Genomic DNA, 13,839 nt, shown 5'->3' on the forward strand with positions numbered 1-13,839 from the left:
CTAGGGACACGATCCGGTGTAGGAGAGCCTTCCATGACTCGGTTCGTATTCATCACCGGTGGCGTGGTTTCCTCTCTCGGCAAGGGCATTGCATCAGCAGCTCTTGCGGCTCTCCTCCAGGCGCGCGGCTACAAGGTCCGCATGCGCAAACTCGACCCCTATCTCAATGTCGATCCGGGGACGATGAGCCCCTATCAGCATGGCGAAGTGTTCGTGACAGATGACGGGGCCGAGACCGATCTCGACCTCGGCCATTACGAGCGCTTCACCGGGGTTCACGCCCGCAAGGCCGATAACGCAACGACTGGCCGCATCTATTCCGAGGTGATCGCGCGTGAAAGACGCGGCGATTATCTGGGCGCGACCGTTCAGGTCATTCCCCATATCACCGACGCCATCAAGGAAGCGGTGGTTGCCGGAACGGATGGCTATGACTTCGTTCTGGTCGAGATCGGCGGCACGGTGGGCGATATCGAAAGCCTGCCCTTCCTCGAATCGATCCGCCAGCTGCGCAACGATCTGGGTCCGGCGCATACGATGTGCGTCCATCTCACACTGCTGCCCTATATTCCGGCAGCCGGTGAGCTGAAGACAAAGCCGACACAGCATTCCGTGAAGGAACTGCAGAATGTCGGCATCCAGCCCCAGATGCTGATCTGCCGCTCGGATCGCGCAATCCCGACCAATGAGCGCCGCAAGATTGCCAGCTTCTGCAATGTGCGTCCCGAGGCGGTCATTGCCGCGCTCGACGTCGATACGATCTATGCCTGCCCGATTTCCTATCACAAGGAAGGCATGGATAATGAGGTCCTGCGCTATTTCGGCCTCCCGGTTGAGGGCGAGCCCGACCTGAGCCGCTGGACGAAGATTGTCGACACGCTGCGTCATCCTGACGGCGAAGTCCGTATCGCGGTGGTCGGAAAATACACAGCGCTGCTCGACAGCTACAAATCGCTCATCGAAGCCCTGCTCCATGGCGGTATCGCCAACAAGGTCAAGGTTCGCCTCGAATGGGTCGAATCCGAAACCTTCGAGAAAAACCCTGAATCGATCTCCGCACTTGGTCGTGTGGACGGCATTCTTGTGCCGGGCGGCTTCGGGGAACGTGGCTCGGAAGGCAAGATCGAGGCCGTGCGCTATGCGCGCGAAAACGGCGTGCCGTTCCTAGGCATCTGTTTTGGTATGCAGATGGCGGTGATCGAATGCGCCCGCTCTCTCGCCGGGCTTGAAAAGGCGTCATCGACCGAATTCGGCCCCACTGAAGAGCCGCTCGTGGGTCTCATGACCGAATGGGCGCGCGGCAACGAGATGCTCCGTCGCCGCGAACATGGTGAGCTGGGCGGCACGATGCGCCTGGGTGCCTACCCCGCCAAGCTGAAGCCGGGATCGCGTGCAGCCGAAATCTATGGAACGACCGAGGTGCGCGAGCGCCATCGCCATCGTTACGAAGTGAATGTGCATTATCGCCAGCAACTCGAAGCGACAGGCCTCGTCTTCTCCGGCATGTCTCCTGACGACGTGCTCCCGGAGATCGTGGAATATCCGGATCATCCCTGGTTCGTCGGTGTGCAGTATCATCCGGAATACATGTCCAAGCCTTTCGCACCCCATCCCCTTTTCGCTGGCTTCATCGAGGCTGCCGTCAAGAAGGCTCGCCTCGCATGACCACAATCTCTCTCGGCAATCTGACGATCGGTAACCAGCAGAGCTTCACGCTCATTGCGGGACCCTGCCAGATCGAATCACGCGCCCACGCACGCGAAATGGCATCGGGGCTTGCCGAGATCTGCGCCGATATGGGTATCGGCTGGATCTACAAGAGTTCTTTCGACAAGGCGAACCGTACCTCGCTAAAGGCGCAGCGCGGGATCGGCCTTGCGGAGGGCCTCGATATCCTTGCAGGGATACGCGAGGAGTTCGGTTGTCCTGTGCTGACAGACGTCCACAGCGCCGAACAATGTGCGCCTGCCGCAGAGGCCGTCGATGTCCTGCAGATCCCGGCCTTTCTGTGCCGCCAGACCGATCTGCTCCTCGCCGCCGGTGAGACGGGACGCGCAATCAACGTCAAGAAGGGTCAGTTTCTTGCCCCCTGGGACATGGCCAATGTGGCGGCCAAGATCGCCTCGACAGGCAACGAACAGATCATGCTTTGCGATCGTGGTACGAGCTTTGGCTATAACACGCTCGTGAGCGATATGCGCGGCCTGCCCATCATGGCCTCTACCGGGTATCCGGTGGTATTCGATGCTACCCATTCCGTTCAGCAGCCCGGAGGGCTCGGCGGTGCGTCGGGCGGCCAGCGCGAGTTCGTACCGACACTGGCGCGCGCGGCTGTGGCTATCGGGGTTGCCGCAGTGTTTATCGAAACGCATGAGAACCCGGATCAGGCCCCGAGCGATGGTCCGAACATGGTTCCGCTGACTGAGATGCGTGGCTTGCTCAAGACCCTTCAGGCCTTCGACAGCCTTGCGAAGTCCAATGGGTTCTAAGCGTCATCTCTATTCGGTCGAAACCGAATGGAAGGGCAATCATGGCCATGGCACGCAGTCCTGGCATGTCTATGGCCGTAATCACGATATTACGGCCGAGGGCAAGCCGGTCATCCATGGCTCTGCCGATCCCAGCTTCCATGGTGACCCGACGGGCTGGAATCCTGGCGAGCTGCTTCTTGCGTCGCTCAGCGCATGTCACAAACTCTGGTATCTCGGGCTCTGTGCCGGAGCGGGGATCGTCGTCACCGCCTATCGGGACTCTGCCGAAGCCGTGATGATGGAGACCCCGCAGGGCGATGGGGCGTTCGAAAGTGCGCTCCTGAGGCCTGTGATCACGCTGGCGAGTGGCAGTTCGATCACCCGGGCGCAGGCCCTCCACGATCAGGCCCACGCGCACTGCTTCATCGCACGTTCGGTCAATTTCCCGGTGATCTGCGAGCCCGTCTTTCAGATCGTGTAAGGCTGCAGCGGCGCGCTCAGGCATGCCGCAAGGCACAGCACGACGACGGCCGTCAGCAAGGCGCGGAACGGAAAATACCCCGCAGGAAGCGCCCCCTTGCGATAGGCGGCACGTTCGGTCGCCAGGACCAGCAGGAAACCGATCATCTCCATCAGGATGCCGCCCCGGGGCGCCCAGATCACACCTGCATAGATGGCGACCCATGCCCAGAGCGAGGGCAGCACACCGAAAAACAGGCGGCGGCGATTGATGGCGCCAAGACCCTGTGCAGGCATGATGGCGGGTTGTTCGAGTGCCAGCCCCCAATGGACCGCCCCGAGAAAGGACAGGATGCAGCCGCCATAGGCCAGCATCGCCACGCCGATATGGGTGATCGGGCCAAGACTTCCCCAGAACAGGGCCGCCATGGCAAGGGTCACGAACGGCACCAATCCGCCGATACCGAGGAAAATCACGAGCGGTGACAGGGGTCTCACGGAATATCCATCCTCATTTCACATAACGCCAGTTGACAGCGCCGGTGTCTCGACGCCTTGTGATGCCCGAAGTTCGAACGTTCAAACAGGGAGCCCCCAATGAGCGCCATTATTGATATCATTGCTCGCGAGATTCTGGATAGCCGTGGCAATCCGACCGTCGAAGTCGAGGTTGAACTGTCCTCGGGCGCCAAAGGTCGCGCAGCGGTTCCGTCGGGCGCCTCGACGGGCGCACATGAAGCTGTCGAGCTGCGCGATGGCGACAAGTCGCGCTATGGTGGCAAGGGCGTTCTGAAGGCTGCTGCCTTCGCAGAAGGCGAAATCCTCGATGCGCTGCAGGGCGCCGAATCGTCCGATCAGATTGCCATCGACGAAGCCATGATTGAGCTGGACGGCACGCCGAACAAGGCGCGTCTGGGCGCCAATTCCATCCTTGCCGTGTCGCTTGCAACTGCCAAGGCCACCGCGCTCGAGCTCGATGTTCCGCTTTACCGCTATGTCGGTGGCGTATTTGCCCACACCCTGCCCGTGCCGATGATGAACATCGTCAATGGCGGTCAGCATGCTGACAACCCCATCGACATCCAGGAATTCATGATCCAGCCGGTCGGTGCACCGACGATCATGGACGCCGTGCGCATGGGTTCGGAAATCTTCGCCCATCTGAAGAAGAATCTCCACGCCGCCGGTCACAACACCAATGTCGGTGACGAAGGCGGTTTCGCTCCCGGCCTGAAATCGGCTGACGAGGCTCTCGGCTTCATCTCGAAGTCGGTCGAGGGCGCCGGTTATCGTCTGGGCGAGGACGTGACCTTCGCGCTCGATTGCGCCGCCACCGAATTCTACCGCGATGGCCGCTACAAGATGGATGGCGAAGGCCGCGATCTCGATTCCTCGGGCATGATCGACTATCTGGCCGATCTCGCCGCCCGTTATCCGATCGTGTCGATCGAAGACGGTCTGGCAGAAGATGACTGGGAAGGCTGGGCCGAACTGACCGCCAAGCTTGGCCACAAGCTGCAGCTCGTCGGTGACGATCTGTTCGTGACCAATACCGAGCGTCTGGTGCGTGGCATCGAGAGCAACACCGCGAACGCACTTCTGGTGAAGGTCAACCAGATCGGCACGCTAACCGAAACGCTCCGCGCCATGGAAACCGCGCATCGCGCCGGCTATAAATGCGTTATGAGCCACCGCTCGGGTGAGACCGAAGATTCGATCATTGCCGATCTGGCAGTGGCCACGAATTGCGGTCAGATCAAGACCGGCTCGCTCTCGCGCTCCGATCGTACAGCGAAGTACAACCAGCTCATCCGGATCGAAAACGAGCTGGCTACCGCAGCACGTTACGCAGGCCGCTCCATCCTGCCGCGCGCCTGATTTGACGCAAGGGGGGCGTTTTTCGCTCCCTTTCTCAAATGCGCGATTGTAAGCGGTGCCTGGCTGGGGCTAGGATCAGTTCCACCGGCCCGCTTGCCATCCTGGAGTTCCCGTGCAGATCGTTCGTGCTATCCGACGCGTCGTGCGTGCCGTCGTTCCCCCTGCCCTGTTTCTCGGGCTGACGGCCTATTTCGGGTGGAATGCCCTTCAGGGTGATCACGGACTCAAGGCGTATCACCAGCAGCTGAAGTTTATGGATCAGGCCCTTCAGGCTCAGAAAGACGCTAATGACGAGCAAGCGGTCTGGAAGCGTCGCATCGGCAGCCTGAATGAGCGTGCGCTCGACGCTGATATGCTGGACGAACGCTCGCGCGCCATGCTTAACCTCGCGCGAAATGGCGATACGGTCATCCCTTACGGCCCGCACGAGAAGCTTTACTGAGCTGCGGTTCACCGTTACCGAGACCGCCCCCGAGCCATCCGAAACTGAGCGCTTCGGCTCACCGGGTGCCGCAAGGTTAGGTGGCCCCCCCTCCTCCGCCCCTTCCCCCCGCGAATGGTCCAGATCGCCTGATCATCCGTCACAACACGCGCATGAGGCCTGAGGCGAATACCAGCTCGGCACTTACACCAAGTTCACCGCACACTCGGGCTCTAGCCTGAGCTGAACGATTTTCCACCGAGCGCTGGGAGCGTCCTTCCGAGCCGTCCAGGCACAAAAAAGGCGGCTCCGAAGAGCCGCCTCAAATGCACCGTCAGCGAAAGCGGATCTTACTTGATCTTGGCTTCGCGGAACGCGACATGCTTGCGAACGACGGGGTCGTACTTGCGCACTTCCATCTTGCCGGTCGCAGAGCGGGCGTTCTTCTTGGTGACGTAGAAATATCCGGTATCCGCGGTCGAAACGAGACGGATCTGGATGACGTTGGTCTTGGCCATGGGGTCCTCGCAAACTGATCTGTCGCTGCGCGCGACATGAACGGCAGCGTTTTCAAGCTGGGGCCTAAATGCGTGGATTACGCGCGCAGGTCAAGTGTTTCCGCCAGAACAGTGGATTAATTTTGATGTTCCGGGGAAAAAATCTTGAAGGGATCGAAGCAAGAACTTAAGAAGAACATATAAATTCCGGGCGGGTGACGTACCCTATGGCATACGCTCAGGAGAGAGGGACCCATGCTCACACGCAAGCAACACCAACTCCTGCTTTATATAGATGGCTATCTCAAGCGGACTGGTTTTTCCCCCTCTTTCGACGAAATGAAGGAAGCGCTTGAACTCCGCTCCAAATCCGGCATCCATCGCCTCATCTCTGCTCTCGAAGAGCGCGGTTTTCTGCGGCGGCACCATCATCGTGCGCGGGCGCTCGAAATCGTGCGCCTTCCGGTCATGGATACTGTTGTCCCCCCACCCCAGGCGCTGACTGAGCCCCAATCCGGAGCCACGGGTAGCTTTCCGCGCCTCGCCCATAGTCGCGACCGCGCCTTTCCCGCCTCAGTCGAGACCACGGCCACTTCCGTCGTAGGCGTGCCGCTTTTCGGTCGCATCGCTGCGGGCCTGCCCATCGAAGCTTTCAGGGACCAGGGGGAACAGATCGACATCCCGGCAGCCCAGCTTGGTAATGGCCGCCATTATGCGCTTCACGTTTCCGGTGATTCGATGATCGAGGCAGGTATTCTCGACGGGGATACGGTGATCATCCGACAGGCTGAAACGGCAGAGAACGGTCAGATCGTCGTGGCCCTCGTTGATGGGCAGGAGGTAACGCTCAAACGCTTGCGCCAGAAGGGCAAGTCGATTGCGCTTGAACCGGCCAACCCGGCTTATGAAACGCAGATCTTTCCGCAAAACCGGGTCAGCATTCAGGGTGTCCTGATCGGACTCTACCGTCAGTATACCTGACGTCTCGTCGCGCCTGCCATCACTCCGGGCTCCCTCTCTCCGCCACGGAGGCTCCGGAAGAGCCCGGTGACAGACAGGCCATAAGGGCTCCCAGCCTCAGGAATATCTCGGGATCAGCCATCTGCGTGACATTGAAACGCATATACGTCGTCGCTGAACCGGAGACACTGAATACGGCTCCTGGGGCGAGAACGATGCCCTCCTCCAGCGCAAGCCGGGCCAGAGCAGACGCATCTCTCCCTTCTGGCAAACGACACCAGAGTGTGAAGCCCCCGCGTGGCAAGATTTCGGGCACAATACCGATCGCTGCCAGGCGATTGGCACATTCTCGCCTCGCCCTGGCCAAGCGGCCGAAAAGGGTGTCTAGATGGCGGCGATAGGCCCCCCCGGTCAGAACGTGGCGCACCACACTGGCAGCGACGGGACTTACCCCGGAAAAACCGGTCGCAATCTGCAAATCTCCGAGCGCCTCAATGATTTCCGGCTTTGCGGCGATATAGCCGCAGCGCAATGAGGCAGAAAGTGTCTTTGAAAACGACCCGACACGGATCACCCGGGACAGGCCATCAAGTGAGCCTAGACTGGCCGTCCCCTGAGGCGCGAAGTCGCTGAAGATATCGTCTTCCACGATGGTCAGAGGATGATTTTGAGCCAGCGTCAGGATCCGGTGTGCGGCGTTCAGGCTCAGGCTCCCCCCGGTAGGGTTCTGTATGGCCGAGTTGGTCAGATAGAGCCTCGGGCTATGCTGCTCCAGGATTTGACCGAGGACAACGATATCCGGCCCCTCCGCCCCATAGGGCACACCAACGACCCTGACACGATGGACATCCAGAAGAGCCCGGAAATTGAAGTAGCAGGGATCATCGACGATCACGCAATCGCCGGGCTTGAGCATCACCCTGCATACGAGATCGACCGCCTGTGTGCCGGAGCCTGTCAGCAGGATCTGTTCTGATGGCACGAAGAACTGCATCTCGGCCCAGCGCCGCGATAATACCTCGCGCAGAGCCTGGTCCCCCATGGCGGGTCCGTAACCGGTCATTACAGGACCAACTTCCTTCGCAATGCTTCTCAGCGCCTGACTCAAGGCTGCATTGGGCATCCAGGCTTCGGGCAACCAGCCGCAGCCTGGTTGCATGATCGCCGGATCGGCCTCCAAAGCCTGGCGCGACACCCAGAACGGGTCCATGGCATGATAACGGCGAGGGCTGCACGGCCTGTCCTGCAATGCCGTTTCCCGTACATAATAGCCGGAACCCGGGCGGGCGGTGATCAGCCCCTCAGCGCCCAAACGCTCATAAACCTCGACGATGGTGGACGGTGAAACGCTGTTCCGCGCGGCAAGACCTCGGATCGACGGAAGTTTCTCTCCACGCGTCAGAGTGCCCGTTGTAATGCGGCGGCGCAGGGTATCCACGATGTGCGCCGTAACCCCTGATTTTCTCATATCGATTTCGCAACTGTATGGCTCTGTCTGCCAAGCAGTTTGGTCAAACCGTACGGAACTGTCCATGGTCTGCATGCGGCCACCTCTCCATGATCTTCGCAATGATCTGGAGGTTTCATGAAACAGGGTAGCGGCACGGTGAGTGGGTTGATCGGTATCGCGATATTCAGCGGCTCTCTGCCCGCTACGAGGCTCGCGGAGGCTGGCTTCCCTCCCCTGTTCCTGACAGCAGCGCGTGCGGTCATTGCCGCTCTGCTCGGGCTCGCGCTTTTACTCGCCCTGAGGCAGCCTCGCCCCGGTAGGGATGCGGTCATACCACTACTCAGCGTCGCTCTCGGGGTCGTCGTCGGCTATCCGCTGCTTTCGGCCTGCGCCCTTCAGCATATCGATGCCGTGCGTTCCGCAATGTGGACCGGTCTTCTTCCCTTGAGTACGGCCTTGTTTGCCGTGCTGCGCAAAGGGGAGCGGCCTTCACTGGCGTTCTGGCTCCTCTCGCTTGCCGGGGCCGGGGCTGTGACAGGCTATGCGCTGACACAGACCCATGGCGGCTCTCTACTCGGCGATGGCCTGATGCTCGCCGCGATCCTCGTCTGCGGGCTGGGCTATGCGGAGGGAGCGGCGCTCTCACGCAGCCTTGGGGGCTGGCAGGTCATTTCCTGGGCGCTCCTCCTGGCCCTCGTGCCCATGGGCATTCTCGCACTCTGTACCCATCCCCGTGCCTGGGGAGAGATTCCTCATTCCGCGTGGGGGGCGCTGGCCTATGTTGCCCTGTTCAGCATGATGCTGGGCTTCGTGTTCTGGTATCATGGACTGGCACAAGGCGGGATTGCCCGGATCGGCCAGTTGCAATTACTGCAGCCTTTCGGTGGGCTGGCCCTCTCGGCGCTCATTCTTGGGGAGCGTATTCCTCCCCTCCTCGTTGGGGTCAGTCTGATCGTTCTGGGATGTGTCTTTGGCGCTCGACGCACAGCGTGAGGATATTGCGGTGCCACGCTCATCGCCCTGCCCACGCGGCAGGAACAAGAGCGGGGTCGTTGAAGGAGCCGCCCCCCGAAGACGGCTTCAACCACCAGGGGGGAACCTGCTCTCCCGACCGCTCAGTGTCCGGCAGGTTTGTCCCCGGCAGGTTTGTCCTTGGTCACACGCACCGTACCATCCGGCGCGATCAAGGTGCTGGTACCGTCACCATTTGGAATGACGATCGTTCCGCTGCGCGACGGCGAGATATATTTATGGGCATTATCTTCAACAGACGACGAGAGAGACGGACGCTCGCCGGTGTGCACGCCATGAAGCACGGCGTCATGTTCGCCGATCGCAAGCGACTTGCCGTCATCGAGCTGAGGGCTCAGCGTTGCATCCACCCCGTGATCCTTGACCATCGAGCCGAAATAGCTGTGGGTATCTGAAAGTGCGTCGCGCAGCCCGTTCGGAGATGCCTCGACATCGCGCAATGTGGGCAGAGGCTGAGGGGCACCGGGCCAGATATTGCCGGATTCAGGCAGGAGCGGCATTGCCAGATAGGCATGCCCCTTTACCTTTTCCATGTTTTCGGAAGACCCTTCGGGCAGGTTCGGATTGGCCCCAGGAAGGGTAGCCGTGTCCGAGATCGACTTGCCAAGGCCTGAACAACCGCTCAAGAAAACCGGAATCGCTAAAAGAGCGGCCTTTCTCATCATCTACTCCAAGGGATGTCTGATGGACTCTCTTAGTCGCTAGCCGCACTCAGCGCCAGATACAGAACATGTATCGCGCGTAATACTAGTGGCTCACCTTTGCAGATGACCCATTTCTATGCGCGCTCATCATGCGCGACAGCCCGGTTACCAGATAGCCCCAACCGCTCAGCACCGTTGGAATGACCGAGAACCAGAGAAGGAACGCGCCAAGCGTCGTGCAGGAAAAATCTCCAAGTCCGATCAGGCGGGGCATGGAATCTCCGGCAAGCAGGAAACCGATTGCCACCATCTGAATACCGGTCTTCCACTTCGCAAGACGCGTGGATGGCAGCGTAGCCCGCTGGCTCGCCATGAATTCACGTAGACCGCTGACCATGATCTCGCGCACGAGAATGACGATGGCAGCGAAGAGTGCTCCGTCGACCAGACGTCCATAACCGGCCAGCGCGAGCAGCAACGCCCCGACTAGCAGCTTGTCGGCGATCGGGTCCATCATGCGTCCGAGCTCGGATCCCTGCTTCCAGCGCCGCGCCAGCATGCCATCCAGATAGTCGGTGATGCAGGCCGCGATATAGAGCAGACAGGCGATGCCATCCGTCAGCGGGCTTGCAAAGGCGATCAGCGCGATCAGCACAGGAATCGACGCAATGCGGAGCAGGGTCAGGATATTGGGCAGATCTGTCAGCATGAATCGTTCCTGAAGCCGCCGGTGGAGGCGCCGATGCACGGAAAGGAGGCGTGCGTCATGATAGGACGGTGTCGCCCCTCCTTCATAGCTTCTGTGACCTCATTGCGGATGAAAAAATGCATGAATCGTGCGGGCGATTTCGGAATTGATCCCCGACACAGAAGCGAGCTCCTCGATACTGGCCCCGCGAACGCCCCTGACCGAACCGAAACGAGTCAGCAACGCACGCTTACGCACTGCCCCGATACCCGGGACGCTGTCGAGCTCAGACGTCTTGATCGCCTTGCTGCGCCCCGCACGATGGGTCGTGATCGCAAAGCGATGCGCCTCGTCCCGCAATCTCTGCAGGTAATAGAGGACAGGGTCATTGGGCGGAAGCTGGAAGGGCGTCTTGCCCTCCTGGAAGAACCACTCGCGCCCCGCGTCACGGTCCGGCCCCTTCGCGATCGCGACGATCGGAATATCCCGCACGTTGAGCTCTTCAAGGACCGCACGCACAGCGTTGAACTGCCCCAACCCGCCATCGATCAGCAACAGGTCGGGCCAATCCTGCGGGCGTTCATCCGGTGCCTCCGGATCACGTTTGCCGAAGCGACGCTCCATGACCTCACGCATCATGCCGAAATCATCGCCCGGTGTGACCGGCCCCTTGATGGCGAATTTGCGATAGGCCCGCTTGGTAAAGCCCTCCGGCCCGGCCACCACCATTACGCCATAGGCGTGTTGTCCCATGATGTGCGAGTTGTCGTAGGTCTCGATGCGCTGCGGCGGCGTATCAAGTCCAAAGACCGAGCAGACGCCATCCAGCAACTTACTCACCCCGGCGCTCTCCGCCAGACGCCGCTCCAGAGCCTCGCGCGCGTTCGTCTCGGCATGGCGCACCACATCCTTGCGTTCACCTCTCTGCGGCTGGAGCAGCTCCACTTTCCTGCCACGCTTGAGGCTCAAGGCCTCAGAGACGAGATCGAGCTCGGCCGGATCGCTATTGAGCAGGATCTGGGGCGGCGGCGGCTTGTCGTCGTAAAATTGTAGCAGGAAAGCCGCGAGGATATCGCCTGCACCGTCATCCTCGGCATGCTCCGGGAAAAAGGCGCGATTGCCGTTATTGCGGCTGTTGCGAATGAAGAAGACCTGGATGCAGGTCTTCCCGGCTTGCTGCCAGAGCGCGATGATATCGGCGTCCCCAATCGATGCCGGGTTGATGATCCCTGATTCCTGCATACTGGAAAAGCCGCGTATACGGTCGCGTATCGCCGCAGCACGCTCGAATTCGAGCGCCTCAGACGCTTTTTCCATCTCCTCGACAAGGGTCTTGTACACATCCTGGCTCTTGCCCGAGAGGAATTGCTTGGTCTCGTCAACGAGCTCGGCATATTGCGCGGGCGTTACGCGATCCACGCAAGGCGCCGAGCAACGCCGGATCTGGAACAACAGGCAGGGCCGTGTGCGCGTGTTCAGAACGGAATCGCTGCATGAGCGCAGCAGGAAGCTGCGCTGAATCAGATTGAGCGTCTGGTTGACCGCCCAGGCCGAGGCGAATGGGCCCCAATAGGTGGCATCCTTGATCGGACGACCACGCTGTTTGGTGATCTGAGGGAAATCATGACCCTCTGTGAGCATGATCCAGGGATAGGATTTGTCATCACGCAACAGGATATTGAAGCGCGGCTTCATCTTCTTGATGTAGTTCGCCTCGAGCAGAAGCGCTTCCGCCTCCGTTCGCGTCGTGACGATCTCCATCGAGTGGGTCAGCCCTACCATCCGCCGCAACCGCTCGGGCAACTGGTTTAGACGCAGATAGGAAGAGACGCGCTTCTTCAGGCTCAGGGCCTTGCCGACATAGAGCACCTCCCCCTTGGCACCCAGCATCCGATAGACACCGGGAGAAAACGGGATGGTCTTGAGCGCCTCGCGGATCGCCTCCGGCCCTTCCTTGATGGAGGGGGAAGCGTCTGGTCCTGACTGCTCCTTTCCGTGCTGTACCACCGTGTTCACATCCGCCCCCGGGTCGTGTGTCTCTCCCGAACTTCATCCACGGAACATGTGGATAAGTCTGTGGGGGATCGCGTGACAAATTGATGACGGGCGCGGTTTGGCGCGCTTTGCGACGCTTTGCCTAAATTTTGTGCACTCACAGATAACATGTTGATTTCAAACAATTTTGCCAATCCACTGGGAAGAAACATCGCCAAGACCTTGGAATTGCAGCGAGTCAATCCCGGATCAGGCAGAAAAGTGGACAAATTTCATGTCACAGCGGTGAGAACGATCTTGTTTTGTTCGAAGTTTCTTTCACCCAGGCTCGGCCTGCTGCAAAACGCGCAGAAAATTGCCTCCCCAGATGGCGCGCAGCTCGGTCTCGCTAAAGCCTACGGCCAGAAGTGCCTCGGTGACACGCATACTCTCGGCCGCGTTCGCCCAGCCCTCGATCTGGCCCCCTCCGTCGAAATCGGACGAAACCCCGACATGCACGATGCCAATGCGCTCTGCCACATAGCGCACATGTCGCGCGAGGTCGCGTACTGAGGCCCGCCCTTCCGCGCTTGGCTTGAGAAAGGAAGACATGGCGGTGATCTGGATGACCCCCCCGCTGTCGCGCAGACGCAGAAGCTGCTCGTCGTCGAGATTCCTGGGATGATCGCAGAGAGCCCGCGCGCAGGAGTGGCTGGCCACGATCGGATGCGTCGAATGCTCCGCCGCCTGCATCATGGTCGATTTCGCCGCGTGAGAGACATCAACGAGTATTCCGTGCGCGTTCATGCGGGCGACTACCTGTCGCCCGAGTGCCGAAAGGCCCCCATGGAGCGTCGTTTCGTCACCGAGAGCCGCGAGAGGAATGGCCGCATCAGCGAGGTCGTTGTGACCGTTATGAGTCAGCGTCATGTAACGCACGCCCAGAGCGGCAAGCCGGTCGACACGGGTGAGATCGCCGCCAAGTGCGTGAGCGTTCTCGACCGCCGGTATGACGGCCACCTTCCCTTCGGCGACGGCACCACGCACAGCCTCAACGCGGCGGCAGACAGCGACCCGGTCATCCTGAAGCCCATTGATCACGCCAAGCATCGCCTGGACGCGCTCCCAGGCCGCCTCCCGTGAGGCATTGTCACGGCGCGTCTGGGGAATATATGCGGCTAGGCAAACGGCCTTGAGCCCCCCTTCACGCAGCTTGGGCAGATCCACCTGGCGCAGGGGGGAGCCGGTGGCGAAATCGCCCCGATCGGGCCAGGGGATATCGATATGGGAGTCGAGAGTGAGGAGCTCGGTGTGAATGTCGGATGTCATACTGCTCTAAATGGTTTAATGCAGCGCCGGGGCAAG

Annotated in this window: 14 protein-coding genes; 7 read left to right on the forward strand and 7 right to left on the reverse strand. The window is 60.4% G+C overall.

The features are described 5' to 3' along the window. Window positions 1-33: 33 nt before the first annotated feature. The 3 genes from C0V97_RS08710 to C0V97_RS08720 are packed head-to-tail and all read left to right on the forward strand — an operon-like array spanning window position 34 to window position 2,952. Window positions 34-1,665: a CTP synthase gene (locus tag C0V97_RS08710; protein WP_127102226.1), complete on the forward strand. Its 1,632-nt coding sequence runs from the start codon at window positions 34-36 to the stop codon at window positions 1,663-1,665. Continuing rightward, on the forward strand, window positions 1,662-2,489 hold the full coding sequence (kdsA, locus tag C0V97_RS08715) for a 3-deoxy-8-phosphooctulonate synthase (protein ID WP_127102227.1): 828 nt from the start codon (window positions 1,662-1,664) through the stop codon (window positions 2,487-2,489). The genes C0V97_RS08710 and kdsA overlap by 4 nt, the downstream gene beginning before the upstream one ends. Next, on the forward strand, window positions 2,479-2,952 hold the full coding sequence (locus C0V97_RS08720) for an OsmC family protein (RefSeq protein ID WP_127102228.1): 474 nt from the start codon (window positions 2,479-2,481) through the stop codon (window positions 2,950-2,952). Before kdsA ends, C0V97_RS08720 begins: the two co-directional genes overlap by 11 nt. Here the strand turns inward: C0V97_RS08720 and C0V97_RS08725 are convergent. After that, window positions 2,940-3,428: a DUF3429 domain-containing protein gene (locus C0V97_RS08725; RefSeq protein WP_127102229.1), complete on the reverse strand. Its 489-nt coding sequence runs from the start codon at window positions 3,426-3,428 to the stop codon at window positions 2,940-2,942. The two genes, C0V97_RS08720 and C0V97_RS08725, sit on opposite strands and share 13 nt — an antisense overlap. Before the next feature lie 99 nt (window positions 3,429-3,527). Between C0V97_RS08725 and eno the strand changes: the two genes are divergently transcribed. After that, a complete protein-coding gene (eno, locus tag C0V97_RS08730) occupies window positions 3,528-4,808 on the forward strand; it encodes a phosphopyruvate hydratase (RefSeq protein WP_127102230.1) in 1,281 nt (426 codons plus the stop codon). Between the two features lie 112 nt (window positions 4,809-4,920). Continuing rightward, window positions 4,921-5,250, forward strand: coding sequence for a septum formation initiator family protein (locus C0V97_RS08735; RefSeq protein ID WP_127102231.1), 330 nt, complete (start codon window positions 4,921-4,923; stop codon window positions 5,248-5,250). Window positions 5,251-5,579: 329 nt separating this feature from the next. Here the strand turns inward: C0V97_RS08735 and rpmG are convergent, their stop codons facing one another. Next, window positions 5,580-5,747 (reverse strand): 50S ribosomal protein L33, encoded by a 168-nt coding sequence (gene rpmG, locus C0V97_RS08740; RefSeq protein ID WP_023977387.1) that lies wholly within the window; start codon window positions 5,745-5,747, stop codon window positions 5,580-5,582. A gap of 234 nt (window positions 5,748-5,981) precedes the next feature. Here rpmG and lexA point away from each other — a divergent pair, with 234 nt between their 5' ends. After that, window positions 5,982-6,707 carry a transcriptional repressor LexA gene (lexA, locus tag C0V97_RS08745; RefSeq protein ID WP_127102232.1) on the forward strand — a complete coding sequence of 242 codons (726 nt, stop codon included), beginning with the start codon at window positions 5,982-5,984 and terminating at the stop codon, window positions 6,705-6,707. 19 nt (window positions 6,708-6,726) lie between these two features. Here the strand turns inward: lexA and C0V97_RS08750 are convergent, their stop codons facing one another. Continuing rightward, on the reverse strand, window positions 6,727-8,124 hold the full coding sequence (locus C0V97_RS08750) for a PLP-dependent aminotransferase family protein (protein ID WP_233582062.1): 1,398 nt from the start codon (window positions 8,122-8,124) through the stop codon (window positions 6,727-6,729). A 147-nt stretch (window positions 8,125-8,271) separates the two neighbouring features. Here C0V97_RS08750 and C0V97_RS08755 point away from each other — a divergent pair, with 147 nt between their 5' ends. Next, the gene (locus C0V97_RS08755) at window positions 8,272-9,129 is read left to right on the forward strand and encodes a DMT family transporter (protein ID WP_127102234.1); all 858 of its coding nucleotides are present in this window, start codon (window positions 8,272-8,274) and stop codon (window positions 9,127-9,129) included. A gap of 122 nt (window positions 9,130-9,251) precedes the next feature. Here the strand turns inward: C0V97_RS08755 and C0V97_RS08760 are convergent, their stop codons facing one another. The 4 genes from C0V97_RS08760 to C0V97_RS08775 form a co-directional block, all read right to left on the reverse strand. Further along, window positions 9,252-9,794 (reverse strand): hypothetical protein, encoded by a 543-nt coding sequence (locus C0V97_RS08760; RefSeq protein ID WP_233582063.1) that lies wholly within the window; start codon window positions 9,792-9,794, stop codon window positions 9,252-9,254. Window positions 9,795-9,915: 121 nt separating this feature from the next. Further along, window positions 9,916-10,521, reverse strand: coding sequence for a CDP-diacylglycerol--glycerol-3-phosphate 3-phosphatidyltransferase (gene pgsA, locus C0V97_RS08765; protein ID WP_127102236.1), 606 nt, complete (start codon window positions 10,519-10,521; stop codon window positions 9,916-9,918). 99 nt (window positions 10,522-10,620) lie between these two features. Then, window positions 10,621-12,507, reverse strand: coding sequence for an excinuclease ABC subunit UvrC (uvrC, locus tag C0V97_RS08770; RefSeq protein ID WP_199751749.1), 1,887 nt, complete (start codon window positions 12,505-12,507; stop codon window positions 10,621-10,623). A 306-nt stretch (window positions 12,508-12,813) separates the two neighbouring features. Beyond that, entirely contained in the window at window positions 12,814-13,803 is a 990-nt protein-coding gene (locus C0V97_RS08775) for a dipeptidase (protein WP_127102238.1), read from the reverse strand. Window positions 13,804-13,839 lie beyond the last annotated feature (36 nt).

Source organism: Asaia sp. W19 (assembly GCF_003994335.1).
Classification (GTDB): domain Bacteria; phylum Pseudomonadota; class Alphaproteobacteria; order Acetobacterales; family Acetobacteraceae; genus Asaia.

Bases quoted from the DNA above. Each gene is read 5' to 3' on its own strand.
- C0V97_RS08710 (WP_127102226.1), top strand. From the start codon at position 34: ATGACTCGGTTCGTATTCATCACCGGTGGCGTGGTTTCCTCTCTCGGC.
- kdsA (WP_127102227.1), top strand. From the start codon at position 1,662: ATGACCACAATCTCTCTCGGCAATCTGACGATCGGTAACCAGCAGAGC.
- C0V97_RS08720 (WP_127102228.1), top strand. From the start codon at position 2,479: ATGGGTTCTAAGCGTCATCTCTATTCGGTCGAAACCGAATGGAAGGGC.
- eno (WP_127102230.1), top strand. From the start codon at position 3,528: ATGAGCGCCATTATTGATATCATTGCTCGCGAGATTCTGGATAGCCGT.
- rpmG (WP_023977387.1), bottom strand. From the start codon at position 5,747: ATGGCCAAGACCAACGTCATCCAGATCCGTCTCGTTTCGACCGCGGAT.
- lexA (WP_127102232.1), top strand. From the start codon at position 5,982: ATGCTCACACGCAAGCAACACCAACTCCTGCTTTATATAGATGGCTAT.
- C0V97_RS08755 (WP_127102234.1), top strand. From the start codon at position 8,272: ATGAAACAGGGTAGCGGCACGGTGAGTGGGTTGATCGGTATCGCGATA.
- pgsA (WP_127102236.1), bottom strand. From the start codon at position 10,521: ATGCTGACAGATCTGCCCAATATCCTGACCCTGCTCCGCATTGCGTCG.
- C0V97_RS08775 (WP_127102238.1), bottom strand. From the start codon at position 13,803: ATGACATCCGACATTCACACCGAGCTCCTCACTCTCGACTCCCATATC.